Source organism: Marinoscillum sp. 108, assembly GCF_902506655.1.
GTDB lineage: Bacteria > Bacteroidota > Bacteroidia > Cytophagales > Cyclobacteriaceae > Marinoscillum > Marinoscillum luteum.
The window spans coordinates 307,739-333,429 of the sequence record NZ_LR734808.1 but is presented as its reverse complement, the minus strand read 5'-3'; the positions used below and the strand labels follow the sequence as shown (position 1 = coordinate 333,429).

16 protein-coding genes are annotated in these 25,691 nt (G+C 46.7%); 9 read left to right on the top strand and 7 right to left on the bottom strand.

The genetic code is table 11. The annotated features are described in order from the left end of the window. Positions 1 to 15: 15 nt before the first annotated feature. The 5 genes from GV030_RS01330 (at position 16) to GV030_RS01310 (ending at position 13,631) form a co-directional block, all read left to right on the top strand. Positions 16 to 8,001 carry a LamG-like jellyroll fold domain-containing protein gene (locus GV030_RS01330; RefSeq protein WP_159579038.1) on the top strand — a complete coding sequence of 2,662 codons (7,986 nt, stop codon included), beginning with the start codon at positions 16 to 18 and terminating at the stop codon, positions 7,999 to 8,001. A gap of 108 nt (positions 8,002 to 8,109) precedes the next feature. Further along, entirely contained in the window at positions 8,110 to 9,045 is a 936-nt protein-coding gene (locus GV030_RS01325; protein WP_159579036.1) for a DUF4249 family protein, read from the top strand. Continuing rightward, positions 9,042 to 10,097: a DUF4249 family protein gene (locus GV030_RS01320; RefSeq protein WP_159579034.1), complete on the top strand. Its 1,056-nt coding sequence runs from the start codon at positions 9,042 to 9,044 to the stop codon at positions 10,095 to 10,097. Before GV030_RS01325 ends, GV030_RS01320 begins: the two co-directional genes overlap by 4 nt. Positions 10,098 to 10,153: 56 nt before the next feature. Then, positions 10,154 to 12,394, top strand: a complete 2,241-nt coding sequence (locus tag GV030_RS01315) for a hypothetical protein (RefSeq protein ID WP_159579032.1) — start codon at positions 10,154 to 10,156, stop codon at positions 12,392 to 12,394. A 55-nt stretch (positions 12,395 to 12,449) separates the two neighbouring features. Beyond that, positions 12,450 to 13,631 (top strand): aspartate aminotransferase family protein, encoded by a 1,182-nt coding sequence (locus GV030_RS01310; RefSeq protein ID WP_159583555.1) that lies wholly within the window; start codon positions 12,450 to 12,452, stop codon positions 13,629 to 13,631. 20 nt (positions 13,632 to 13,651) lie between these two features. Here GV030_RS01310 and GV030_RS01305 read toward each other — a convergent pair whose 3' ends face one another. Then, positions 13,652 to 14,830, bottom strand: a complete 1,179-nt coding sequence (locus GV030_RS01305; protein WP_159579030.1) for an aspartyl protease family protein — start codon at positions 14,828 to 14,830, stop codon at positions 13,652 to 13,654. Positions 14,831 to 14,926: 96 nt separating this feature from the next. Here GV030_RS01305 and GV030_RS01300 point away from each other — a divergent pair, with 96 nt between their 5' ends. From GV030_RS01300 to GV030_RS01285, 4 genes are all read left to right on the top strand, one after another. After that, complete coding sequence (locus GV030_RS01300) at positions 14,927 to 18,226, top strand: VCBS repeat-containing protein (RefSeq protein ID WP_159579028.1); 3,300 nt, start codon at positions 14,927 to 14,929, stop codon at positions 18,224 to 18,226. After that, entirely contained in the window at positions 18,227 to 19,039 is an 813-nt protein-coding gene (locus GV030_RS01295) for a purine-nucleoside phosphorylase (RefSeq protein WP_159579026.1), read from the top strand. A 10-nt stretch (positions 19,040 to 19,049) separates the two neighbouring features. Then, positions 19,050 to 19,730: a nitroreductase family protein gene (locus GV030_RS01290; protein WP_159579024.1), complete on the top strand. Its 681-nt coding sequence runs from the start codon at positions 19,050 to 19,052 to the stop codon at positions 19,728 to 19,730. A 241-nt stretch (positions 19,731 to 19,971) separates the two neighbouring features. Next, positions 19,972 to 20,586, top strand: coding sequence for a hypothetical protein (locus tag GV030_RS01285; protein ID WP_159579022.1), 615 nt, complete (start codon positions 19,972 to 19,974; stop codon positions 20,584 to 20,586). 14 nt (positions 20,587 to 20,600) lie between these two features. Here the strand turns inward: GV030_RS01285 and GV030_RS01280 are convergent, their stop codons facing one another. The 6 genes from GV030_RS01280 to phhA all read right to left on the bottom strand — a co-directional run bounded on the left by GV030_RS01280 (position 20,601) and on the right by phhA (position 25,614). Further along, positions 20,601 to 22,085 (bottom strand): NAD(P)/FAD-dependent oxidoreductase, encoded by a 1,485-nt coding sequence (locus GV030_RS01280; RefSeq protein ID WP_159579020.1) that lies wholly within the window; start codon positions 22,083 to 22,085, stop codon positions 20,601 to 20,603. 45 nt (positions 22,086 to 22,130) lie between these two features. Beyond that, the gene (gene hisIE, locus GV030_RS01275) at positions 22,131 to 22,730 is read right to left on the bottom strand and encodes a bifunctional phosphoribosyl-AMP cyclohydrolase/phosphoribosyl-ATP diphosphatase HisIE (protein WP_159579018.1); all 600 of its coding nucleotides are present in this window, start codon (positions 22,728 to 22,730) and stop codon (positions 22,131 to 22,133) included. Next, a complete protein-coding gene (gene hisF / locus GV030_RS01270; protein WP_159579016.1) occupies positions 22,730 to 23,485 on the bottom strand; it encodes an imidazole glycerol phosphate synthase subunit HisF in 756 nt (251 codons plus the stop codon). The genes hisIE and hisF overlap by 1 nt, the downstream gene beginning before the upstream one ends. Continuing rightward, complete coding sequence (hisA, locus tag GV030_RS01265) at positions 23,485 to 24,198, bottom strand: 1-(5-phosphoribosyl)-5-[(5-phosphoribosylamino)methylideneamino]imidazole-4-carboxamide isomerase (RefSeq protein WP_159579014.1); 714 nt, start codon at positions 24,196 to 24,198, stop codon at positions 23,485 to 23,487. Before hisA ends, hisF begins: the two co-directional genes overlap by 1 nt. Positions 24,199 to 24,200: 2 nt before the next feature. Next, on the bottom strand, positions 24,201 to 24,785 hold the full coding sequence (gene hisH, locus GV030_RS01260; protein ID WP_159579012.1) for an imidazole glycerol phosphate synthase subunit HisH: 585 nt from the start codon (positions 24,783 to 24,785) through the stop codon (positions 24,201 to 24,203). Positions 24,786 to 24,870: 85 nt separating this feature from the next. Beyond that, positions 24,871 to 25,614 carry a phenylalanine 4-monooxygenase gene (gene phhA / locus GV030_RS01255; protein WP_159579010.1) on the bottom strand — a complete coding sequence of 248 codons (744 nt, stop codon included), beginning with the start codon at positions 25,612 to 25,614 and terminating at the stop codon, positions 24,871 to 24,873. Between the last annotated feature and the right edge of the window lie 77 nt (positions 25,615 to 25,691).

The following is a 25,691-nucleotide window of genomic DNA, read 5'->3' as shown; positions in this document are numbered from 1 at the left end:
ACTAACCTTTCCAACATGAAGACCGCTACCCTTCGGGTGTTTATCACAAACACCCTGATCTTACTATGTTTTACCCTCTATGCCCAATCTCCTGGCAACGTATCCTCCAACCTCAAACTCTGGTTAAAAGCCGACGCTGGTGTGACTGGTACTAGTCCAGTTACAGCTTGGGGTGATCAGAGTTCCAGCTCGCTTGATGCGACAGCTTCGGGTAGTCCGGCATTGGTTACTGATGGTTTAAATTTCAATCCAACAATTGCTTTTGATGGCAGTGCGGATAAATTTATAACAGCCTCAACTTCATTATTTAGTTCTGGTAGTTCTCCTGCATCGTTTTTTATCGTCTTCGATACAGATAATGGTTCTAGCCAAAGATTTTTAGTCAACCAGAGATACAATAATAATTGCAACACAAACATTCAACTCGGCTATACAGCTGGAGGTTCTTCCAGGAATTATGGTCTTCATATAGGATGTGGACATGCAAGTGGAGCTCCAACAGGTACCATTCAAGATAATACTTTTTATCTGATGTCGACACTCCTGTTGAGTTCTGGAAATGCCCCGACCAATATCAATATATTTCAAAATGGGGCGAGCCTTACTGTGTCCAATAATTCCAATGGCTTTACGGATGCCGGATCGTACGACACGCAATCTGTCCCTATAGATATTGGAGTTAGAAACGACGCTTTTGGAGGATCAAGTTTTGATGGTTATCACGATGGAGACATTGCTGAAATTATTGTGTACACCAGTACACCGACAGCTACAGAAAGACAACAAATAGAATCCTATCTGGCCATCAAATATGGCCTCACGCTGGATCAAACCTCCCCCACCAATTATCTCGCCTCAGACGGAGGTACCATCTGGGATGGAACCGCTAACGCGGCCTACAACACAGATCTGGCAGGTATTGGAAGAGATGACAACTCCGCGTTGGATCAGCCAAAATCAAAAAGCGTCAACTCAAATGCGATTTTAACGATAGCCAATGGGGGTATATATTCCCCTTCTACTTTGGGCACCGATGACAGCTGGCTGGTGTGGGGGTCCGACAATGGAAGCCTTACCTTCTCAGAAACTGTGGACAACGTGACCTCCGGCACCTCCTCCAGAATGGCGAGAGTTTGGAGGGTACAGGAAACTGGTACTGTGGGTGAAGTAGAAGTTGCTTTTCCGGTGGCTCACGCATCTGGCACCATCTCTATGCTCATTCATCCTTCAGACCCTGCCTTTCCAAATGACGCCAATCGGGACATCTTTGAAATGGAAAATGACGGGACTTACTATCGCGTCACAGTTGACCTGAGTAGCGGGGATTATTTCTCTTTTGCGGAAGGTTCCGTGGACACCAGCCCTGCGGTGTTGATCAATGAGATAGTGGCAACTCCCCGACAGGACTGGAGCGTGGGGAGTTTTTATAACCCCACTCCGGGCGGCGCCAATGGTTCAGACGATGAGTGGATAGAGCTTTACATTGCAGAGGATGGATTGGACCTCACCGGCTGGACCATTGAGTTTGATGATGGAGTGGAGGTCATCGGTGACCTCACTTCAAGCGGAGCATTTACCATTTCCAATTACCTATCACTACAGGGTGGATCCTTCAAAAACACCAAAAACGGGGATTTTCTGATCCTTGGTAATCCCATCGGATCAGAGCTCATCAATGCCACAGGAACCTCCCGTTTTTACCTGAGAGATGCCAGCGGCAAAATCATCGATCAGGTGACCACCTCGACGACCGAAGGCACCTTTTTCAATGCCAACTCCACAGGTACAACTGACGAATCCATTTCAAGAATTCCTAACGGAGGAGACACAAATATTGACCAGGATGACTTTTCGAAAACCAGGGCTACACTGGGCACGACCAACTCTCCGTCGGGAATGGTCAAAATCAATGAAGTAGCAACTGACCCACAGCAGGACTGGAGTTCCATAGGGTTTAATGGTACTGCTCCCGGAGGAACGGGTGCGGATAATGACGAATACATTGAGTTGTACATCGCTTCGGCCGGACTTAACCTCACCCGATGGACGCTCGAAATGAAAGATGGAAGTGACGTCTCAGGAACTCTCTCTACTACCGGAGATGGGGTCTTCGCAACGGTCAATTATATCACTGCGGGATCCGGCTCCTTCATTGATACGGAGGTGGGTGATTACCTGATCCTGGGCAACCCCATCGGCGCTATGAACAATGATGTACTGATAATCCTAAAAGATGCCACCGGTACCGCTGTGGACAGCGTGCAACTGGGAGGAGCTACCGGAGAAGCGCCTACTGGCAACGCAGTATCCGTAAACGATGAAGCCGTATCCAGATATGCCAATGCCGTTGATACGGGCGATGATGATCTGGATTTCGTACGTACCATAGCCTCTCCAGGCAGCACCAACTCCCCTACTGGTACGGTATTGATCAATGAAATTGTCACGGACCCCCAGCAGGATTGGAGTACCAACGGGTTTGACGGCACCATAGCAGGTGGCCTGGTTTCCGACGTGGATCAATGGATAGAATTATACATCGGAACAACCGGAATCAACCTCACCGGGTGGACCATAGAACTTACGGACGGCACAGACGTAATCGGAGATCTCACCTCGTCAGGTGCCTTTGATGTCTCCAATTACATTTCCAATTCAGTTGGGAGCAGCTTTCTCAATACTGCCGAAGGTGATTATTTGATCCTGGGGAATGTGGACGGAACGGGAGCCACCAATGATGACATTCTCATCACACTCAAAGACGCTGCTGGTAACATAGTGGATCAGGTAGAACTGGGAGATGATGCCGCGGGTGACGGCACAGGAGACGGTGCGCCTGATGGTTCGTCAGTTGGCGGATATGCTACAGACCTTTCTAATGAATCCATCTCCCGCCTACCAAACGGGACAGATACCGGAAACGATGTTGCTGATTTTCAGGCCATTTCAGCCACACTCGGACGAGCTAACTCTACGTCGCCCATCCCGGTCATTGGCAACGGACTATTATTTGACGGGATTGAGGACTACGTGCTGATAGCCAATGATGCTGATTTAGACTTTAATCAGAGTGGATTTACTGTTGAGTTTTGGGGATTTATTACAAATACCAGTGCTTTCCCACTGGCCAAAGGGACGGGTGGTACTGGTAATGAATACTTCTTTGAAGTGGACGCCACCGGAAAAATACGATTTGGGGTAACCCGGGACAACGACACCCAATACACCTCCGGGTGGTCTACCACGGACATCAGAAATGAGTGGTATCATATTGTTGGGATTTTTAATGGAGGCTCGATCGATCTGCACATCAATGGGGTTATGGAAAACTCCACCAGCTGGGCAGGAAGTATGAAAACCGGACAAGGCGACTTCTTTATTGGAAAGCAGGCCACTGGTGATTTTGTGGCCGGAAAAATTGATGAGGTCAGAATCTGGAATGATGTAAGGGCTCAATCAGAGCTCTGTCAAAACATGAATAAAACCATCAATGGCAATGAAACCAACCTGGTTGCTTATTACAGATTTGATCAAGGTAGCGGACTTACCCTCCCTGACATTACTGTCAATAACAACGATGGTACTTTAAATAATATGACCAGCGCTGATTGGGTAGTGGCAGAATGGAATGCATTTTCGGATATGGGACTCATCCTTGATGGCGGGGGTTCCGATATATCTCCTGGTACATCCGCCAATCTTACCATCACCGATGTTGATTTCTTGCAAAACTTTAATGACTACCTCATTTTTGGCCATGAAAACAGTGACTTCAGTGAAGTCACCAGTGACCTTCCCTCTGGCACATTAGTGTCAGCACGATATGATCGAAACTGGCACATAGCAAAAAGTGATGTGGTAGGCACCGCAGGTGGAGATGTAACCCTCTCGTTTGATTTGGGAGCTACACCTAATTCAGACTACACTTATTACCTTTTGGAGCGTGCAGGCACTTCAGGAGATTTTTCAATAGTTCCTGTAGACGGCACCAATCCAAGTGGCACGAGTATCGTGTTTACCATCAACGCCTCACAAATAAACGATGACTCCTATTACACCATTGGAAGGTCAGATACTGGCGTAGGAAATGCACTGGATTTTGATGGAGTGGATGACCATGTCGTCACTCCGATAACTCGCGAAAGCCTCAGTAATTATACCACAGAAGCATGGTTTAGATTTGATGGAACCATTACTGACGGCTATACGCCAATTTTTGCAAGTGTAGGTACTAATTTTTTCCTCGGCAAGAATACAGGCAATAGTGATATTGGGATAGAGGATGGAGGTTTTGTAGGCAATGTGGCTGTTGGCACCAGTGCATGGGATGGACAATGGCATCATATTGCCATGACAAGTTCTTCAGGAACAAACCAAATTTATCTGGACGGAGTGCCAGTAGGCTCTGCATCATCGTTTACAGGTGGTTCAGGTGCAGTATGGATTGGAAGAGAGCCTGAAGGTGGTGGATATTTCTTTAATGGTTTAATTGATGAGGTCAAAATCTGGTCTGACGTAAGAACTCAAACAGAAATTGTTTCCAATATGTTCTCAAACATAGCTGGCGATGACGCAAACCTAATCGCCTACTACAGAATGAACGATGGCATCGGGGATGGCAATGCAAGCTTGCCAGATCTTAGCGGAAACGGAAACAGTGGTACATTGACCAATTTCGATAACCTCAATGCCGTTACAGCGTCTTCCAACTACCTCACATCGACCAGAACAACATTCGAGAACGCATCATTGATTGTCAATGGCGGTGCACTTACCGCCTCATCAGACGAGTTGACTTTGACCAGCACACAAACCGCAGGAGATTTCCTACAAGACGCTGGGGATCAGATCATTTGGGGAAATGATAACGGCAATTTTTCAGAAGTAGCCACAGATCTCCCCTCTGGAACCCTGCTCTCCAATAGAATAGACAAGACCTGGTATTTAGATAAAAATGATGCCGTAGGTACCGCCAATGGAAACCTCACTTTTTCATTTGACTTAGGCGCAGCGCCTGATTCTGATTATACTTATCACCTACTTACGCGAGCTGGGACATCAGGAGACTTCTCCATCGTAGAGATCATTGGTTCAGTACCCAACGCCAACAGCATCGAATTCACCGTGGATGGAGCTCAGGTAGTTGATGGAAATTATTTCACATTAGGACGTTCCGATTCTGGAGCAGGGAATGCTTTGGATTTTGATGGAACTGATGATTACGTGGATCTTGATAATTTGGGGTTAACATCCGGAACCATTGAAATGTGGATTTATGCCAATGATGTAATTGACAATAGAAGAATCTACAGTCAACTAACTGGAGCGACTAGTCAGGCGGGATCAATCGGTATTGATCCAAACAATACTGACGATTTCGGAATTTTTACTTGGACAGGAGCGGCCTGGCTGGAGTTAGTTGACGTTGGATCTGACTGGTCAGGAGCATGGCATCATTTTGCAGTAGTGTATTCTGGTGGAGTAGCAACTGCCTATTGGGATGGCGTTCCGCAATTGACCCAAACTACAAATTTGGACTTTAGTGGTGTGAGTATGGGTGTTGGCGCACAATATACTGGTGGAAATGGAACTACGTTCAATGGGAAAATCGATGAATTAAGGATTTGGGATGATGCTCGCTCACAGTCAGAAATTCAACAAAACATGTACCGCGCCTTGGATGTGGCGAATGAATCAAACCTTGTCGCTTACTACAAATTCGATCAGGGTATTGCTGACGGTACCAATACAGGAGTAGATCTCCTGACAGATCACAGTGGAAATGACAACTCCGGGGACCTTACCAACTTCGCCCTATCCTCTACTGCCTCCAACTGGGTAGGATCAACAGCAACAGTTGTGGACGCTGCTTCGGCTCCAGCACTGGTAGGTCCGGGCAATGCTTTGGATTTTGATGGAACGGATGACTATGTAATGGTCTCGTCGCCATATACAGGGTTTACTAACGCTCTATCCGTAGAGTTTTGGGTAAACGCCACTGCAATGCCCCCTGGTTCTATATTGGGTCAAAGCACTTCCGACGTAAATGCCGCAGCAACCAATGTTTTCTTAATTGGAAATGATGGATCAGGAGGAGACATCACCTTTTATGTGGCGGATGGGTCAGGGTTTCCGGGGGTTGTAACCACCACTACGAATTTTCTGGGTACCGGCTGGCATCATGTAGCCTGTGTAAGTGATGGTGCAGCCACCAAAATCTATGTTGATGGTATTCTTGAAGGAACTGGAGGAGGTGTTCCTTCCATTAATTCAAACCTATCCGCAGCATTGCACATTGGTAAGGATTCGAGGTATTCAACCACTCGGTTTTTTGACGGAATTATAGACGAAGTTCGCATCTGGAACACTGCTCGAACTTCTATGCAGATTCAGGAAAATATGTTCGAAGAATTGACCGGGTCAGAAACAGGCCTGGTCGCCTACTACCGTTTTGATGAAGCTACTGGCTCCACCACCCTCCCGGATGAATCTACCAATAGCAATACCGGCACCTTGACCAGCATGGATGCCGCCACTGATTGGGTGACGGCTGCTGCGCGTGAGCCTTTCAAAACCCTCAATGGCGGAAACTGGAACAATACCTCCACCTGGAAATCCGGAGCGGTACCCAATGCATCCACTGCCGTGTTGAACATCAAACATGACATCACACTGGATGCCAGTGTGAGTGCAGATATGATTAATATCAACGATGGAGTGACACTGACCCTGGCCTCAGGGCAAACCCTATCGATTTCCGGCGATATCATTGACAATGGAACAATCACCGGAGACGGCTCCATCCTGCTCTCCTCGGGTACTCCAATGCTCGGAGGTACCTTTGGCAACCTGACTGTGAACGGTGCGTCCCCTACACTAACAGCCAACACTACATTATCAGGCACTTTAACCCTGACCAGTGGCAACATCACTCTTGGAGACTACAACCTGACCATCAATAGTGGCGGGTCGATCGCAGGCGGAAGTAGCTCCAGCTATGTGCAAACACTGAACCAAAACACCGGTGGCGGAGCGCTACAACTGGAAGTAGCCAATGGAGCCGGGCCTGTCATTTTCCCTGTCGGGACATCCACCTATACCCCATTCACCATGGTCAACCTGGGCGCCACCGCAGACTTTCAGGTACGGGTATTTGACGGTACCTTTAGTAGAGGTACCTATGGTACCGCTCATGTTACTGACCTGGAAATCAACCGGACATGGGATATCAACTCGGACGACAGTGGCTACAATACTACCATTACCATACAATGGAATGCGTCAGAGGAGGATGCTTCCTTTAACAGAGCGGATATGTTTATCTCAAAAAATCGTTCAGACGGATACTGGCGTATCATAGCTGACAACCTCAGTGCTGCAGGTGCCAACCCATACACTGCCTCTGCCTCCGGGGTTACTTCATTTAGTCAGATAGGTGGTGGTAGTGATGGCTCACCATTACCAGTTTCACTTGTCCACTTCAGTGGGCAAGTGCTGGAGAATGATGTATTGATCCAATGGAAAACTGCTACTGAAAGCAAGAATGATTACTTCATCCTGGAAAGGGCTTCTTCTTCCCAAGAGTTTGAGCCCATCCACAAAGTAGAGGGTGCCGGAGACAGCGACCTCCTTTTGGAGTATGACTTTATGGATAGAAATCCTTTCGCAGGACATAATTATTACCGACTAAAGCAGGTGGATTTTGATGGAGCACATGAGTACTCCAGTACCATTCTTATCAATAATGAGTCCCTACCGAAATCCTGGTCAGTCTATCCAAATCCTTTTGTGGACGACATCACTTTCATTTTCGGAGGTGATCTGGAGGGTGAGGCCGAGCTGATTTTCTATAATTTGGCTGGCAAGAAAATCAATTCTTATCATTTTAATATGGTAAATGGCAGACTCAACATAAACCATCTACAGCTGCCAGATGGCGTGTATACGATGAAATTAATTCACAACGGTCAGGAGTTTACACAAAAGGTGATCAAAAAATAGAATATTCAGATTCATTGATAGTGGAATTTGCATCAAGGGGTGTTCTTCTCCAAACAGGAAATTTATTTACCTGTTTATCCTAAATTACGTGATACAAAACACCTTGATTTGAGCCGGCATATTTTACAGGTCTTTTTGATTGTTACACTGATGCACTCTGCCGGGTGTGAGTCTCCCTATGATTTTGATAGTGAGTACACCGAATACCTGATCGTAGATGGAAAGGTCACCAATATAGGTTCGGAAGTAATCCTCAGTTATTCAGGTAAGTTTGATGCGAACAATTCTACCCTGAAACCCCTCACTGGGGCTGAGGTTTTATTGGAAGATGATGCCGGAGCCAGCTATAAGTTCATAGCAAACACCAATGTGTACACACCCCCTCAGGGATTTTCACCAAAAGTAGATGAAACGTACACTCTGAAAGTACTGGCGGCAGGTCAAAGCATTATTTCGGAACCGGAAACCATCCATCCCGGATTTTCCTTTCACCTGGAAGCAGAAGAAGTAACCCGCGAGGTTTTTAGCCCTTCTAAGGTGACTAAAATGATACATGGTCTTGATATCATCGCACATATTGACAGTACCATCCCGGACAATACTTACGTAAAATGGGATTACATGGTCCTTTGGACACATCCTTATACCGGCCAGCTGATGCGCGAATCAGGAGCCAGCCAGTTTAAAGTGATGTCCTCTGCTGACTTGAAAAGCAGTGGCTCTTCTTCCTTTGTGGTCCTCTTTTGGGAGGACATTCAGCGGTATTTTTACGCTGAAGGCGTGGCAGGCCTCGAGCCTGCTGTCAACTTCCAGTACCACATCTTTGTCACACAAACTACGCTCTCTAAGCGGGCCTATCAGTACTGGCAACAGATTCACGCCCAGCTAAAAAACACAGGCGGTATTTTTGATGCCATACTCGGCACCATCGATGGCAATCTATCCATTCATGGGGCGGATCTCCCGGTTTTGGGATATTTCTCTGCTGGAACCGCCATCAGGCAGGAAATCGTACTCGATGACGTAATGATTCTCGTACCATGAGTCGCTCAGTCAACAACCATAAAGCTTTCCCGTTCCTCCTGGTTTTGTTAACCATCACCCTCCTTACTCCCGGCTGTGAAGAGCCCTACCAGTTTGACAAAGAGTATTCCCGCTTCATTCTCATAGATGGGCGTGTAACCACCAATGGATCTCGTGTGATCGTGAGCTATTCGGGTGGGTATAATTCTGACAGCACCATTCTCACGCCGATCACTGACGCCACCGTGATCGTAGAGAGTTTCAGCGGCCAGTACTACGTCTTTGAGAGTCTCCTCAATAATGTCTATAACCCACCAGAAGACTTTGACCCTGTGGCAGGAGAAACTTACTTGCTTACCGTGCAGGTGGGTGATAAGACCATTCTTTCAAGACCGGAAACAATGGTGTCTGCTCTACCCTTTGACCTCACCGCAACTTACGCGGAACGAACCGTATTCACGGCTAATAACGAAGCTGAAATCAGATATGGACATGACGTGACTGCCTCATTCGTGCGGTCCATTCCCGAAACCACTTTCTTGAAATGGAAATACGAGGGAGATTGGGAGCACCCCTACACTTATGTGGATTATCATGAAGTGACCGGCTCCCAGTTCAATCTGATGTCCGGATCTGAGCTCAACGCCGCTGGAATCTCCGGCTTTGATGTGCTCTGGTTTCCTAATCAAAACGATACCTACTCAGAGGCTCTGGATTTTGCCATTCAGGTAGAAGACCTGGAAGAAGACGATTATATTGGAACCCTCACACCTGAAAACCAACAGGAAATCCTTGATTCACTCACCCTTGTCAATGACACCACTCCTGCCAAGCAATATGTTTACACGCTGAGGGTTATCCAGTCCACCTTATCCGAAAGAGCATACACCTACTGGGATCAGATACTCACTCAACAGAGAAATACCGGTACCATTTTCGATGCACTGCCAGCTGAGTTTGAAGGGAATCTTTTCGTACCCAACACCAATGAAGTTGTATTGGGTTATTTTTCTGCAGAAGATATTGAAATGCGTGAATATGAGCTTTTTTATATAATGGATAGAGTCAAATGATGAATCAAGAAGTTAAATTCAAGTCCATTTCCATTTCCAATCTCAACTATTGCAGAATGATGAAAAATCTAATTTTCATACTACTGATGCTGGTGCTCTGTGAGGCAAAAACCCAGTCAATCAGTGAGGATCTGGAGGGAAAATTCATGCGATTCATTGAAAATCATCCAATTGAAACGCCCGTTCTGCAAGTTGGTTCCCGTGTAGTTTTCACCGGAGATACCTTGCGAATTTCGGGGATGGTTACCGATCTGTTTTTTAGGCCCACGGATGCTATCAGTCAGGTGATGAAGGTTTCGCTCGTAGATACCACAGGCCGTACTTTAAGGACGCTGAACTTCAAGAATCAGGCAGGTACTTTTTATGGATCCTGGTACATTCCTCACACCACTCCTACGGGAAGCTATTTTCTGGTGGCTCATTCAGCTTACATGCAAAACTTTGAGGAAGACCTGAGGGCCATCACTCCTGTCTATATTAAGAATATCTGGGATCCCGGAACCACCCAAAAGTTTACTAGCATACAAGCTAAAAGGACTTTTTCAGTGTATCCCGAAGGTGGTAAACTGATCCCCGGACACAATCAAAAGGTTCTTATCTCAGCGCCTCAGGCAGATGCCACAAGTGGTAAGATCATGAGCAAATCAGGAAAGGTGATCTCCGAGTTTCTATTCAATGAGGGCTTTGGAGTGACTTTTTTTACTCCTGACCGAAAAGAGGACTACTTCATTCAGGTATCCACATTGTCGGGAAAAACTCACCGACAGGCAATGGATATTGAGCGATCAGGAGCCACGTTCAAGGTATCCAAAGTTGGCAGTCGGTATTTCGTCAATGTCCTCACTACGGAAGCATCAAACCAGTCCCTCTCGATGGTTTTGGAGTCTGGCAATCGCCTCCAGTCTATCCTTCCGGTCACCTTCAACGACCAGGGCACTGCTACCTTTGTATTACCCTCCTCAGCGCTTCAGGGACATTTTCATACTGCTGCACTGCTAGATGAGCAATGGAATGTGCTGGCGATCCGTCCCTTCCACACCCTACCCAAAACAATGACTCTTTCAGGGCCTGATACGGTGAAAACGGACACCCAAATTTCCTATGAATTTCCGGCCGCTTCCGGTGCTGCATCCACTTTCTCCATGAGCATACCTGACGCGTTCAGCTCCAACACCTATTTACTCACTGACATGGCCCTGCACTATGCCTTTGCCCCGATCAGTGCCAGAGTATCTGCGGCAGGTACCTTAAGTATCGACGATCTGCTGATTTATTCCACTTCTTGGTTTGATCAGAAGTGGAACAACATCCTTTCTGAATCTACGCCCTTTTCAATGACCATACCACCTGAACTGGGAATAGATCTCAGAGGCGAAACCGAAACCGTTTTGCCAGAAGGTTCATGGGTTCATTTCTATCAATGGAAAAACAAAATGAGCTATTCGCTTGAAATTATGGACGGCCGGTTCAACCTGCCATTGACAGATTTCCACGACCAGCAAACCTTTACTTATGCAGTAAAGGACTCTACAGGAGGACCCATTAAGACGCAGGTGAAGTTTGAAAATCTGAGTATTAACCTCCCGGAGATTGAATACATCGAAGAGCCAGCCACGGACTCACTGATCAACAAGGCAGTCGGACTAAAACGGGTAATGGCCCAATACCAGTCGGAAACCCTGCTCAACCAGCCAAGCTTATACGACCAACTGACAGCCGATCGGGTATATGACATGACCGATTATGTCATCCTGAAGTCGTTTCAGGAGGTGGTGGTAGACATTCTGGTGGGCATAGGTATCCGGTCTGTTAAGGGTGAGAAGGAGCTCAGAATCAATGATCCGGTTTCAGGTGAAACTTTCTATTATAAACCGACCATTATCATTAACGATCATCAGGTGGCCAATGATGATATGATCTGGACCATTCCGCCCATCTATATTGATGAAATTAAAGTGATCAGCAGCAAAGAGCACCTTGGTGTTTTTGAGGGATTAGGTGTGCATGGAGGTATACTCGGCATTCAGCTTCAGGATGATGCACCCGATGCGTTAATCAAAAATATTATTGATCAAAAAATAGAAGTGACGGGTTTTCTACACTCGCAAAAAAACCCGGCTTCAGATCTACCAGATTTCAGACACGAACTCATCAATACAGCTGGTAAACAGAATGATTGGACCGTGAAATCCTCCGACGAAACAGGAGTTTATCGCGCCCTTATCCAATGTCTCTCTACGGATGGCGCAGTGTCCATCGCAGAGAAAAAAACGGTGGTTATACTCCCGCCAAAGTGAGGTAAAGATATCTTCCGATACTGCGCTTTGAATCCTTTGTTACCTTTGCGGCATGATAAGCAACCGACAGCTCTTCCTTAGCCATCTGGCCCAAACCACGGATTTCCCACTGCTCGTAGAAATAGAAAGAGCCGAAGGCATTTACATGTACAGTCCCGAAGGCAAAGCCTACATTGATCTGATCTCCGGCATAGGTGTGAGCAACGTAGGGCACTGCCACCCCCACGTGGTGAAAGCTGCCAAGGACCAGATAGACAAATACATGCACCTGATGGTCTACGGTGAGTATGTACAGACCCCACAGGTCAAACTTGCTGAGGCTCTTGTCCGGACACTCCCGGCACCATTGACATCAGTCTATCTGGTAAACTCCGGCAGTGAGGCCATAGAGGGCGCCATGAAGCTAGCTAAGCGATTCACTGGGAAGCCTCACATCATTTCATGCAAAGATGCTTATCACGGGTCATCACAAGGGGCATTGTCCGCTGGAGGCAATGAGTTTTTCAAGCAAAACTACCGTCCACTGATTCCCGGTCACCTGCATATGCCGTTCAACAGCTTGCCAGCGCTGGACCTGATAGATCATCAGACGGCTGCCGTACTGGTGGAGACGGTGCAGGGTGAAGCGGGAGTACGCATAGCCTCTCCTGAGTACTTCGCAGCACTAAGGGCCAAATGTACCGAGGTAGGTGCCTTATTGATTCTCGACGAAATTCAGGCTGGCTTTGGTCGCACAGGCAAATTCTGGGCTTTTGAACATTACAACATAGTACCGGATATCCTCGTCAGCGCCAAGGGTATGGGCGGAGGTATGCCCATCGGTGCCTTCATCAGTAGCAAAGAAATCATGGATGTACTCAAAGACAATCCCATCCTGGGGCACATTACCACTTTCGGAGGGCACCCCGTAAGTGCCGCTGCCTCTTTGGCTACCATTGAGACCATAATGAGTGAAAATCTACTGGCCGAAGTGGAGGCTAAGGCCGACTATTTCAGGTCGCTACTGGTGCACCCCAAGATCATCAACATCAGAAACAAGGGACTCATGATGGCCGTCGAACTGGAGTCATTTGAACTTCTGAAGCCAGTCATAGACAAGGCCATCGAATTGGGGGTAGTCACGGACTGGTTCTTGTTTTGTGACAATTCTATGAGAATAGCCCCTCCGCTTATCATCACCTTTGATGAAATAAAAAAAGCCTGCAATATCATTTTGCAGGCCCTTGATTCGGTTTAAGTAAAATCAATCTATACTTTTTAAAGCAGCGGCTCAAGATTGAGCGATGCTTCTGAGGTGACCCCCTCCTGGCGATATTCCAGAGTGACTGTTTTATTGTCTATGTCTTTGAGCATCTTCCTGATCTCTGGAAGCGTATAAGTGCCGATATCCGTGCCGTTAATTGAGATAACCTCAGCATTCTCTTTTATCCCCGCAGCTTCTGCCGGACTCCCCTCAAACACCCGGTGAACGAGCAACTTCTGGAGATCCTCTCCATACTGAAGGTTCAGCCCACTGGCATTCACCAAAAAAGGCTGCTTATTCAAGTCATTGGCTTCAAAATATGCGGTGCTGGTGCTGTAATTAAATGTGATATTAAAACGCTGGAGCAGGTTATTACCCAAAATACCCGCCACTTTTTTGTTATGCTGGATGCCATGCTTGGCCTGACTAATGCCCACTGGCATTTCATCAAACTCAAAACTACCAACGCTAAATTTCTTTACTCGCCCTTCGTAGTGCATGGTCTCCTGATCTGCCAGACCCGCCACAGGATACGAATAGTGATTTCCGGTCTTAGAAATCACGTCGTGCTTGGTCGCAAAAAAAGTGTTGAAATCCATGCTGGTACCGGCTCCGGTATTGATGAAAAAGTAATCCTTGTATGACTCTCCATTATTCAATGTTACACTGGCCTCTATCGTCGGGATATAATTCACCAGTTTAAACTTAAAGGCTTCTCCTGCTCCCTGATAAGCAAACCCATCAGGCTGATACAGGTTCATGACCATCTCATCATAATTCAATTCAACCACATAATTCTTAAGGAGGTCATAGCCTATAATTCCATCGATGTTTCTACCGATCGTACGTTCCAAATGACGCAAATTGGTGGTGTAGAGCTCAATATCATTCACCTTCACATCGCCTATTTCTACCTTATTGTGGGCAATCAGTGCCCCGCTGATGGTCCCCTGAGCACTGGTTTTGGACTTTTGATGATCCGTTTTTAGATTCAACTTCTTGGCCAAATCGATATCAATCACAGCCAGTCCATCTCCCGTATCGAAAATGAAATCCACCGGCTCAGAGTCATCCACACTCAGCGAAATAAACAAATGATTTCCGAATAACTCAAAGGGTGTAGAGGTGATCAGTTTCTGAGCAGAAAGCCCAAAAGAGCCAAAAATGGTAAGTAGCAGAAAAATCCTTTTCATGTTTTGTAGGAATGATTGATTTGGTCGGTCAATTTAAAAACAGATTTCCTTCTTTGCTATAAAAAGTCTTTAATTTTCACCCCAAATCCGGTGACTATGAACTCAACCAAAACACGAGCCTTCTGTGTCGTAACACTCGTCATTTCCCTTTTTGGATGTACGAATCAGGAAGACCCCAGGCAAACCCTCTTTACGAAAGTAAGTCCGACCGAATCAGGAGTGGATTTCATCAATGACCTCAACGAGCGTAAAGACTTCAACCTGTTCACCTGGAAATATATCTACAACGGAGGAGGCGTCGCCATTGGTGACATCAACAATGATGGTTTGGCTGACCTCTACTTCTCCGGAAATGCCAATGCCAACAAGCTTTACCTGAATAAAGGAAACTTCAAATTTGAAGACATTACGCTCAGTTCGGGAACCAAAGCTGCACAGGGTTACAAAACAGGTATTTCCATGGTCGATATCAATGGAGACGGTTGGCTGGATATATATGTATGCAGGGACGCCCACCCCAATGAAAACATTCGAAACAACCTGGTCTTTATCAATAACAAAGACCTGACCTTTACTGAACAAGGTAAAAATCTTGGACTTCAGGATAAGGCCTACAGTACACAAAGCGTATTTTTTGACATGGACAGAGATGGCGATCTGGATCTCTTCCTGGTGAATCACCCTGCTGATTTCGACAAGGCCATACAGATGCGGGTATCTAATGAAAATGGAGACTCCCGGCGCATCACGGCTCCCGAAAGCAAAGACCAATCCTATCACCTCTATGTAAACAACCTAGGGCACTTTGAAGACATTACGGAACAATCAGGCCTTGCGTACCATGGATTCGGCCTCAGTGCCCTGGCGGCTGATTTCAATGATGACGGGTGGCTCGACCTGTTTGTGGCCAATGATTTCATAGAACCGGATGTAGTCTTCCTCAACAACGGAGATCAGACCTTTACACCATCATATTCAGGCTTTGATCATATGAGTCAAAACAGCATGGGCTCAGACCTGGGGGACATGAACAATGATGGAGAGCTGGACCTCATCGTATTGGACATGCTGGCTGCTACCAACGAGCGACAGAAAATATTCGCCACCAATATGACCCAAAACCGATATGAAAGACTAGCAGATATGGGTTACGGAAAACAGCTCATGCGCAATGTCTTACAACTTAAAACTGGCCCCAACGCATTCTCTGAAATTGGTTGTCTCTCGGGAATAGAAAAAACAGACTGGAGTTGGTCAGCACTCTTTGCAGACCTCAACCTGGATGGTCATCAGGACCTTTTCATTACCAATGGTATCAAGCGTGACATGTCCAACAAAGACTTTATTGATTTCAATTCTGACTCCATACAGCGCGCCAGGCAACAAGGCGTCGATGTTTTCAACAGAGAAACCGTACTCGACTGGATAGACCTGATTCCATCCACTCCCCTCCCCAATTACCTTTACCTCAATAATCACGATTTTACATTTACGAATATCGCTCAGCAAGCCGGACTTTCGGAAGCCACCTTTAGCCATGGTGCGGCCTATGGGGACCTTGATAATGATGGGGATCTGGATTTGGTGGTCAATAATATGGACTTGCCGGCTTCTATCTACCAAAATAATAGCATCCAACAACAGCCTGGCAGTCACTTCCTAAAAGTGAAATTGCATGGCCCTGAAGGCAATCCTTTTGGACTGGGCGCTCGGGTTATATTCCGATATGACGAAGTGCGGCAAACGATCATTCTGCAATCCTCAAGGGGTTACCTCTCCAGCAGTGAGCCCGTCGCACACTTTGGACTGTCCACCGAACCGAAAGTGAAATCCATTGAAGTCATCTGGCCAGATCAAACAGTTCAGACCGTAGCCGATTTTGCCATTGACCAAACCCTGGAGATCGGGTATCAACCAAAAGAAATACCTCAGACATCAGTCAAAAAGCTCTTTGAGGAATCTGAAACAACACTTTTCACCCATCAAGACGGCACTTTTAACGACTTCAAACAAGAGCCACTCCTATTCAAACCGCAATCCCGCAAAGGACCACATATGACCCTTGGTGACCTCAATGGGGATGGACTGGAGGATGTATTCGTGGGAGGCGGAAGTGGCCAATCAGGAGCCATATTGCTTCAAAAAAAGGATGGAGCATTCCAGAGAATAGAAGAAAAAACTTTGACCCTGGATCTGGAACCTGAAGACCTGGGGGCAGCACTGGTGGATCTGGACCTGGATGGAGATCTTGATCTGTACGTGGTTTCCGGAGGGAGCTCATTCCCCAAAGGCAATCCAACTTACCAGGACCGTTTATACCTAAATGATGGTAAAGGCCGTTTTCAAAAAGGCACCTTACCCAAAATATCTCACTCCGGCACCGTGGTAAAGGTTTCCGATTTTGATCAGGACGGAGACCCTGACCTCTTCATCGGGGGTGGCGCGGTACCTGGGCAATACCCGAGTAGTGAACCTTCAATACTTCTCGAAAACAGAAACGGTCAACTGCTTCGGAGTACCCTGCTGCCTGCTGTGGAGGGGATCGTCAATGATGCCCTCTGGTGGGATTACAATGAAGATGGGTACGATGACCTGATCCTGGCAGGAGAATGGATGCCCATAACCATCCTCAAAAACCAATCAGGAAAATCCTTTGAAAACGTAACAGAAAAAATGGGACTGTCGAAATCACACGGATTATGGAATTCCCTGGTCGTCTTGGATCTCGATGGCGATGAGAAAAATGAACTCATGGTCGGAAATCTAGGACTCAACCACCTTTTCGAAGTTTCCTCATCGGAGCCTATCACAGCCTATCAATCTGATTTTGATCAGAATGATCAGAAGGAAACCATCATCACTCATTACCTGAATGGTGAAAGATGGCCACTCCCAAGGAAGGAAACGATCACCGGGGTATTACCCCATCTCAAAAAGAAGTTCATCAACAACCAGACCTATGCAGAAGCCCGGTTAGAAGATATTTTCTCCTCTGATCAGCTGGCGCAGGCCACAACTTATAACCTCTATGAACTAAGGTCTGGATACTTCACCCTTAGGGAAGACTCCATGATCTTCTCTGCCTTCCCCACGATCGCACAATCTTTTCCCATTTACGACATGGTCTTTCTGGACCTCAATGGGGATCAGGTCAAAGACCTGCTCCTTGGTGGTAATATGAGCTATTCGGAAGTAGAACAGGGACCATATGATGCCGGAGGAGGGCTTATTTTGTGGGGTACTGAAAGGGCTCTGACATTTGATGCAAACAACTTTCAATTCCTGAACTGGACGGGCGATATTCGTAAGATGAGTATTCAGAACGTCAATGGAACCCAAATGCTCTGGGTAGTTCAAAACAATGGACCACTTAAAAGCTATAACCTTGTCAAGTAAATGATTGAAAAAGTAAAAGAAACGGTTGCTTTCCTGCGCGAAAGTGGATTTGAACACCCTGAATTGGGAATCATCCTGGGTACCGGACTCGGAGCACTCACCGCACACATAGAGGTCATCAAAGAAATCAGCTATGACGAAATTCCTCACTTCCCCATTGCCACAGTGGAGTTTCATAAAGGAAAGCTGATCTACGGTAAGCTCGAAGGCAAGTGGGTGATCGCCATGAGCGGCAGGTTTCACTACTATGAAGGTTACAGCATGGCAGAAGTTGTTTTTCCGGTTCGTGTGATGAAATTTCTCGGGATTCAGAAACTTTTGGTGAGTAATGCAGCAGGGTGTATGAACCTCTCCTGGAAAAAAGGCGAGCTCATGCTCATAGATGATCACATCAACCTGCAGCCCGACAACCCACTGCGAGGGAAACAGGCCGCTGATTTTGGCCCTATCTTTACGGACCTCAGTGCACCGTATGATGCAGAAATGAACAAGCTCATGAAGAACCTGGCCACTAAAGAAAACATCCCCCTTCATGAGGGGGTCTACGTGGCAGTATCAGGGCCGCATCTGGAAACGAGGGCTGAGTATCGATACCTGAGAAATATTGGAGCTGATGTGGTGGGCATGTCCACCGTACCAGAGGTGATTGCCGCCAATCAACTGGGCCTTCCGGTGAGTGCCGTATCAGTGCTTACAGATGAATGTGATCCTGACAACCTTCATCCGGTGGATATCAACGACATCATTAGCACCGCTCAGAAAGCTGAAAAACACCTGGTGGCGCTATTCAAAGAAGTAATTAAGAACCTATAAACACCCCCAAATGGAAACGAAAGTAATAAACGGCTATACCCATCTCAAATACCATAGCATCAGCCTGCAAGAACCTGAAATGCTCCGGCGGGCAGAAGAATTTCACCAATACATGGAGCTTAGAAGGAGCGTCAGGGACATTAGTAACGAACCCGTCCCTCAGGAGCTGATCGAGCACATCATTATGACTGCCTCCACTGCGCCTTCCGGTGCCCATAAGCAACCGTGGACATTCTGTGTGGTGTCCAATCCTGAACTGAAATCAGAAATCAGAAAAGCCGCAGAACGCGAAGAGTATGAAAGCTACAACGGCAGAATGAGTGAGCGGTGGCTAAAAGACCTGAAGCCAATAGGTACAGACTGGCACAAGCCCTTTCTTGAGAAGGCCCCATGGCTCATCGTTGTATTTAAGAAAGCCTATGCAGAGATAGATGGTGAGAAATCCAACTACTATTATGTCAATGAATCTGTGGGCATCGCCTGTGGAATGCTCATCACTGCTATCCATCAAGCCGGGCTTGTCACCCTTACCCATACCCCTTCACCCATGAACTTTCTCACACAGGTACTCCAAAGACCTGCCAATGAACGCCCTTTTCTACTGTTGCCCGTGGGCTATCCTGACTCAGATGCCTATGTACCTGACCTCAAAAGGAAACCGCTGAATGAAGTAGCGTCTTTCTACTCATAAGTTAACAAACAGCGTTTGAAGCCTTTAAAAGCACCATCGAACGGCAATTTGGCAGTCTCGTAAAGCTTTTTGGCAGAATTCCGATATAAAAAAGCTGCAACTTAGCAATATTATAATTCACGAAACAACTCCTGTTATACAGGATCTTGTCTATAGCTGGTTGGAACCCTGGAGATTAAATTTCCAGGGTTTTCTTTTTTAATAAATCTTCCCACCTTTACTGTAACCAACGCCCTTAGTCATGAAACCCCTCATGTACGTGATATTTATCATCCCAATGGTCTGCTGGTCACAACTGCCCGGCAACTCTGAAAGCATCAACAAAAAAACTCCTGCCAAATATCCTGTTCAAAGTGGAATCATCTCCTACACCGTCAGTGGTGGAGCCACAGGCACAGCCACACTTTACTTTGACAGAAATGGATGGAGAGCCCTGGAACACCGCACGATTCAAATCAATCGCTATGGCACCATGAGTACTGAGGATAGAAAAGAACTGACGGATGGAGATTATATCTTCAAAATCAACCTCACCTCAGGCTCGGGCGAAAAAGCCAAAGATGAACGGTGGAGTGGTCTGATGACCTACAAATCAAATGCTCAGGCGTTTGAGGCCATCATGGTGAGCAGAGGCGGAAGTAAAGTGGGTATGGATACCTTACTCGGAAAACCATGCAACAAATGGGCGTTTGAGAAGGGGCCGGTTTCTCATCTTTGGGTATGGCAGGGCATCCCGCTGAAAGTCATCAAAAAACTGCCTGGTCTGTCTTATGAACAGACGGCCGTTTCATTCACTGAAAATCCACAAATAGAGGAAGTGACATTTACACTCCCTGAGGAGGTTATCTGGAAATAAAAAGGGAAGATCTCTTAAACAACAATCAAATCCTTGTACTTACCTTTTTCATAAGTCTTGCAGACCATGGCATGTCTCAATACCGCAGGCTTCAGCATGGACTTCCCAAGTAGCATACGGCCACATTCCTGAATGCCTTCTATGATCGACGGGTGAGGGTGAATCAATTCGGCAAGCTCACGTATGCCCCGATCCATGGAAATCAGTAATGCTACCGCCTGTATAGCACTGGAAGCATGCTCACCAACCACACGCATCCCGAGAATTTTCTGATGCTCATCGTCCGTCACCATGATTTTGATAAAGCCCTGGGTGTTACGCATGGCAATGGCCCTGGGGATGCAGGAGTAATCTATACTCACCACCTTATAACCCAGTTCACTATTTTGAGCCTGAATTTCATTCATACCCACTCCTGCTACTTCCGGAGACAGAAACATAATGGTAGAAATGTTTTCATAAATCAGCGGCCGCTCCGGTTTGCCGAAAATTCGCTCTATGGCAAACCTTCCTTCCAACTCACCTACATTCACAAGTGAAATATCCGCTGTAATGTCCCCTACTGCATAGATATTCGGAATACTCGTCTGAGTGAGATCATCAATAATCCCTCGGCCATCTATCTTGATGTCCATATTACTTTCAAAGAGATTCTCGTATCGGGGCACTCTACCTACAGAGACTAAAGCTTTCTCTACACGAAAGACCTCCTTGGAGCCGTCTGTATACTCCAGCGTATAGGCCACCATTTCACCCTCTTTACGCATATCTATTAATCTGGAGTTTCTGTGAATCAGCACATTCTTCGCCTCCAGGTTTTTCTCAATTACCTTCACCACATCTTCGTCTTCAAAAGGAAGTATGCGATCTCCTTTATCAATCAAGTGCACCTTGGTATGTCCAAAGTTGGAGAAGATGGTTGCAAACTCGCAACCAATCACCCCGGCACCCACAATCACCATGCTTTTGGGGAAATCTTCGAGTTTATCCAGTCCATCGCTGGTGAAAATGCATTCCTCGTCAATAGGAATTTCGGGTAACAACCTCGGGCGGCTGCCCGTGGCCACTATGATATAGTCTGCAGATATTTGAGTGGTTTCCTCAAATCTTTGAATTTCGATCGTGTTGGGATCTTTCACTTTGGCATTGCCCTGGATGTACTCAAAGAGTCCTTCCTCTATTGATACATTGATATTGTGCATGTGGTGCTCCAGCTGATCCATGCGCTCCTGCACAGCTTTCTGCACTTCAGACTTCAGCTTTTTATAATTAAACTGTACACCACCAGTATTGAGGGCTTCGCCGTGTTTACGCAGAGAAAAGGCTTCTCTGCTCAGCTCCCACCAGGTTTTACTCCAGAGGGCTCCGTGGTGTATACCTGCACCACCTAATTGTTTCTTTTCTATGAGGGCTACTTTCTTCTTGAAATCTACTGCGCGCATGGCGGCTGCATAGCCTGCAGGGCCAGCACCAATGATCACAACATCGTATTTTTTCATTACAGGTCGGCTTGATTGACCTTAATCTATGAAAAAATTAAGCAATCACGAAGCCTGATGCCTTGTTTTCAGTATTTTCACCACATCGTCTAAGGAAAAATCCTTATACGAAAGCAAAGCCATCAGATGAAAGAGCAAATCTGCTGATTCATTCAGAAAAAGCTCCGCATTGTCATCCTTGGCTTCAATCACAACTTCCACTGCTTCTTCTCCAACTTTCTGCGCTACTTTATTGATCCCTTCTTTGAACAGGCTGGCAGTGTATGACTTATCCGAAGGGTTTTTCTTCCGGTCTTCTATGATGTCACGTAAGTGATTAAGAAAAGTGATTGGATTGCTGTTCACTTCATCGAAGCAAGTGTCGCTCCCGGTGTGGCAGACTGGTCCTTTGGGGAGTGCCTTAATCAGCAGTGTGTCTCCGTCACAGTCTTCAAGGATTTCCCTTACCTCCAGAAAGTTTCCGGAAGTTTCTCCTTTCACCCATAACCGTCCTTTGGATCTGCTGAAAAAAGTTACCTGTCCGGTTTGTCTGGTTTGTGCGAGCGCCTCTTCATTCATGTACCCAAGCATCAGTACTTTGCCAGTCTGATCATCCTGAATCACTGCCGGAATGAGTCCGTCTCCTTTTTGAAAATCCAATGCCATTACTTTCTTATTGGTAGGTTATTTTTAATCAATTCATCCTTCAAATGCATGATTTCCACTTCCTGATAGTGAAAAATGCTGGCCGCCAAAGCAGCATCGGCCTCCCCTGCTCCAAAGATCTCCACAAAATGGGACTCGTCCCCCCCTCCGCCGGAAGCAATCACTGGGATGTTAACCGCCTGGCTCACCCTCTGGGTCAGATCCACAGCAAAACCGGCTTTGGTACCGTCATGATCCATGGAAGTCAGTAGAAGCTCCCCGGCTCCCCTTCTGGCCACTTCCTTTGCCCAGGCGATCGTCTCCAGCTCAGTAGGCCGGGTGCCTCCATGGGTATGTACCCAATCAATTCCATCCACATTGCGGCTGTCTATGGCCACTACAATGCACTGGCTACCAAACTCGGCGGCCAGTTCATCTATGAGGTCTGGGTTCTTCACCGCTGATGAGTTGATGGATATCTTATCAGCACCTTCATTGAGCAACGCCCGCACATCCGCAACGGAACTGATTCCACCCCCTACGGTGAAAGGAATATGAATGGCTTCAGCCACCTTTCGCACCAGCTCCAAGAGCGTCTTTCGCTTCTCCAAAGTGGCAGAAATATCCAAAAATACCAGCTCATCGGCACCCTCACGTGTATATCTTTCTGCCAGTTCTACAGGGTCACCCGCATCCCGCAGGTCTACAAAGTTCACGCCCTTGACAGTGCGTCCGTCCTTTATATCGAGGCAAGGTATGATTCTTTTTGTGAGCATCAGATGGTTGTCAGTTCTTCCAAAGTTAATCTTCCTTCATAAAAAGCCTTTCCTACAATAGCGCCATAGAGGCCTTGTCTTTTCAATCTTATGAGGTCATCCTTTCCGGAAACACCCCCGCTGGCAATCAGGTGAAGCGCTGGGAATCGCAGCTGTATGGCTTCATACAGCTCAAAAGACGGCCCGGCCAATACTCCATCTTTGCTGATATCGGTACAGATGACATATTGAATACCCAACTGCACATAATAGTTCAGAAAGTCCATCAGCTCCTCTCCGGAGGATTCCTGCCAGCCCGAAACCATTACCTTTCCATCCAGCACATCCGCTCCGAGGATAATTTTATCCGGGCCAAATTCTTCAATCCACTTTTTGACTTCCTCCTTATCACTCACCGCAATGCTTCCGGCAGTCACCTGCTTCGCACCTGCCGCCAGCACCAGTTCCAGATCTTCCCTGGTCTTCACTCCCCCGCCAAAATCGACGGAAAGCCCAGTGGCCGAAGTGATGTTTCTAAGGGTATCAATATTCACCACATGCCGGGCTTTGGCTCCATCCAGGTCCACCACATGAAGTCTGGAAATTCCCGCCAGTTCAAAATCGCGGGCTACCTGTGCCGGATCATCCGAATATCTGGTGACCTGATCATAATCCCCTTTGGTAAGGCGGACACACTGCCCGTCAATGATGTCAATAGCCGGAATAATTTCCATCCTTATAGTTTCAAAAAGTTATCCAATAGTTTCATACCGGCATCAGCGCTCTTTTCGGGGTGTGGCTGAATGGCATAATAATTATCTTTATGAAGTGCAGCGCTAAAAGGCTGTGGATAAGCACAGGTAGCAATGGTATACTCACTCAGTGGCACGTAATAACTGTGCACAAAATAGAGATAACTATGCTCATCTATCCCCTGCGTCAAAGGTGACTTCAAGTCGGTAATGTCATTCCAACCCATATGAGGCACCTTCACCGAAGGATCCGCGAAACGAAGAACCTTCTCGGGTATTATACCTAATCCTTGTGTATCATTCTCTTCAGAGGAAGTACACATGAGCTGCATCCCCAGACATACACCCAAAAAGGGTTGCTTGAGCTGTCTGAGTACCTGATCCAACCCGGCTGCCCTCAGGCTCCTCATGGCCGAACTGGCCTCTCCCTGCCCAGGAAATATCACCTTATCGGCAGTGAGGAGTATTTGCGGGTCATCAGACAGCACCGGAGTAATCCCCAGCCGGTTCAGGGCAAAGGTCAGGGACTGGATGTTTCCAGCGTTGTATTTTACAATGGCTACTTTCATGCTATGAACAAAAAGAAACCGTCCCAAAAGATTTTCATGATCAATTGAGACGGTCTTTTATGAAAACAAATTTATATCCTAAATGCTAAGCAAGCACACTTTCTTCCTTTCTTTTCTCCACCATTTCAGCCAAAACTTCTTTGATCTCCGGTAGACTCTGGTACAATTGCTCAAAGGATTTGATTACAAAATATTGTTCCTGAAACACATCCTTCCTGTAATCTGTCTGCGCGATGGTTCGCACATCAAAATCATGTTTCGGAGGCTTGTCCGACAGGCAAAATTTAGTCTCCCCTGCTGAGGACAATATGCCCGCACCATAAATCCTCAATCCCTGTTGCTCCTGAATCAAACCAAACTCTACAGTAAACCAATAGATTCTGGACAGGATTTCGATGGCATAGTCATTTCCTACATAGCCAAGACCAATCTTACTCAGCTCCTGCAAGAAGTCCACAAAGGCCTGATTGGTAAGCAATGGGACATGAGCAAAGACGTCATGAAACATATCTGGCTCCTCCAAATAATCCAGCTCTTCCATCTTCCTGAGCCATGTGGTAGCCGGAAACCGTCGGTTAGACATCAGTTCAAAGAAGGTGTAATCAGGGACGATACCCGGTACTACAGCGAGTCTCCAACCAGTGAGCTTTTCCAAAATTTCATTGGTACCGTCAAAATGGGGTATTTCTGAAGGTACGAAAATTACTTTCTCCAAACCTTCCATGTGCGCGTCACAAGCCGCCTCCGGAAGGTTTTTGATCTGACGCTCGTATAAAATCTTCCATACCTGGAAATCCTCGTCAGTGTAATGTCCATAAATCTGTTTCATACAATACAAACTTGGGGTTTTGGGTTATTGTTCCCTACAAAGATAACAATAAGCCAGGGATCGGATAAAAGAACCTT

What these genes read in the sequence shown, in the direction of transcription:
- GV030_RS01330 (WP_159579038.1), top strand. Translation starts at nt 16, where the DNA reads ATGAAGACCGCTACCCTTCGGGTGTTTATCACAAACACCCTGATCTTA.
- GV030_RS01320 (WP_159579034.1), top strand. Translation starts at nt 9,042, where the DNA reads ATGAGTCGCTCAGTCAACAACCATAAAGCTTTCCCGTTCCTCCTGGTT.
- GV030_RS01315 (WP_159579032.1), top strand. Translation starts at nt 10,154, where the DNA reads ATGATGAAAAATCTAATTTTCATACTACTGATGCTGGTGCTCTGTGAG.
- GV030_RS01305 (WP_159579030.1), bottom strand. Translation starts at nt 14,830, where the DNA reads ATGAAAAGGATTTTTCTGCTACTTACCATTTTTGGCTCTTTTGGGCTT.
- GV030_RS01300 (WP_159579028.1), top strand. Translation starts at nt 14,927, where the DNA reads ATGAACTCAACCAAAACACGAGCCTTCTGTGTCGTAACACTCGTCATT.
- GV030_RS01295 (WP_159579026.1), top strand. Translation starts at nt 18,227, where the DNA reads ATGATTGAAAAAGTAAAAGAAACGGTTGCTTTCCTGCGCGAAAGTGGA.
- GV030_RS01290 (WP_159579024.1), top strand. Translation starts at nt 19,050, where the DNA reads ATGGAAACGAAAGTAATAAACGGCTATACCCATCTCAAATACCATAGC.
- GV030_RS01285 (WP_159579022.1), top strand. Translation starts at nt 19,972, where the DNA reads ATGAAACCCCTCATGTACGTGATATTTATCATCCCAATGGTCTGCTGG.
- GV030_RS01280 (WP_159579020.1), bottom strand. Translation starts at nt 22,085, where the DNA reads ATGAAAAAATACGATGTTGTGATCATTGGTGCTGGCCCTGCAGGCTAT.
- hisIE (WP_159579018.1), bottom strand. Translation starts at nt 22,730, where the DNA reads ATGGCATTGGATTTTCAAAAAGGAGACGGACTCATTCCGGCAGTGATT.
- hisF (WP_159579016.1), bottom strand. Translation starts at nt 23,485, where the DNA reads ATGCTCACAAAAAGAATCATACCTTGCCTCGATATAAAGGACGGACGC.
- hisA (WP_159579014.1), bottom strand. Translation starts at nt 24,198, where the DNA reads ATGGAAATTATTCCGGCTATTGACATCATTGACGGGCAGTGTGTCCGC.
- hisH (WP_159579012.1), bottom strand. Translation starts at nt 24,785, where the DNA reads ATGAAAGTAGCCATTGTAAAATACAACGCTGGAAACATCCAGTCCCTG.
- phhA (WP_159579010.1), bottom strand. Translation starts at nt 25,614, where the DNA reads ATGAAACAGATTTATGGACATTACACTGACGAGGATTTCCAGGTATGG.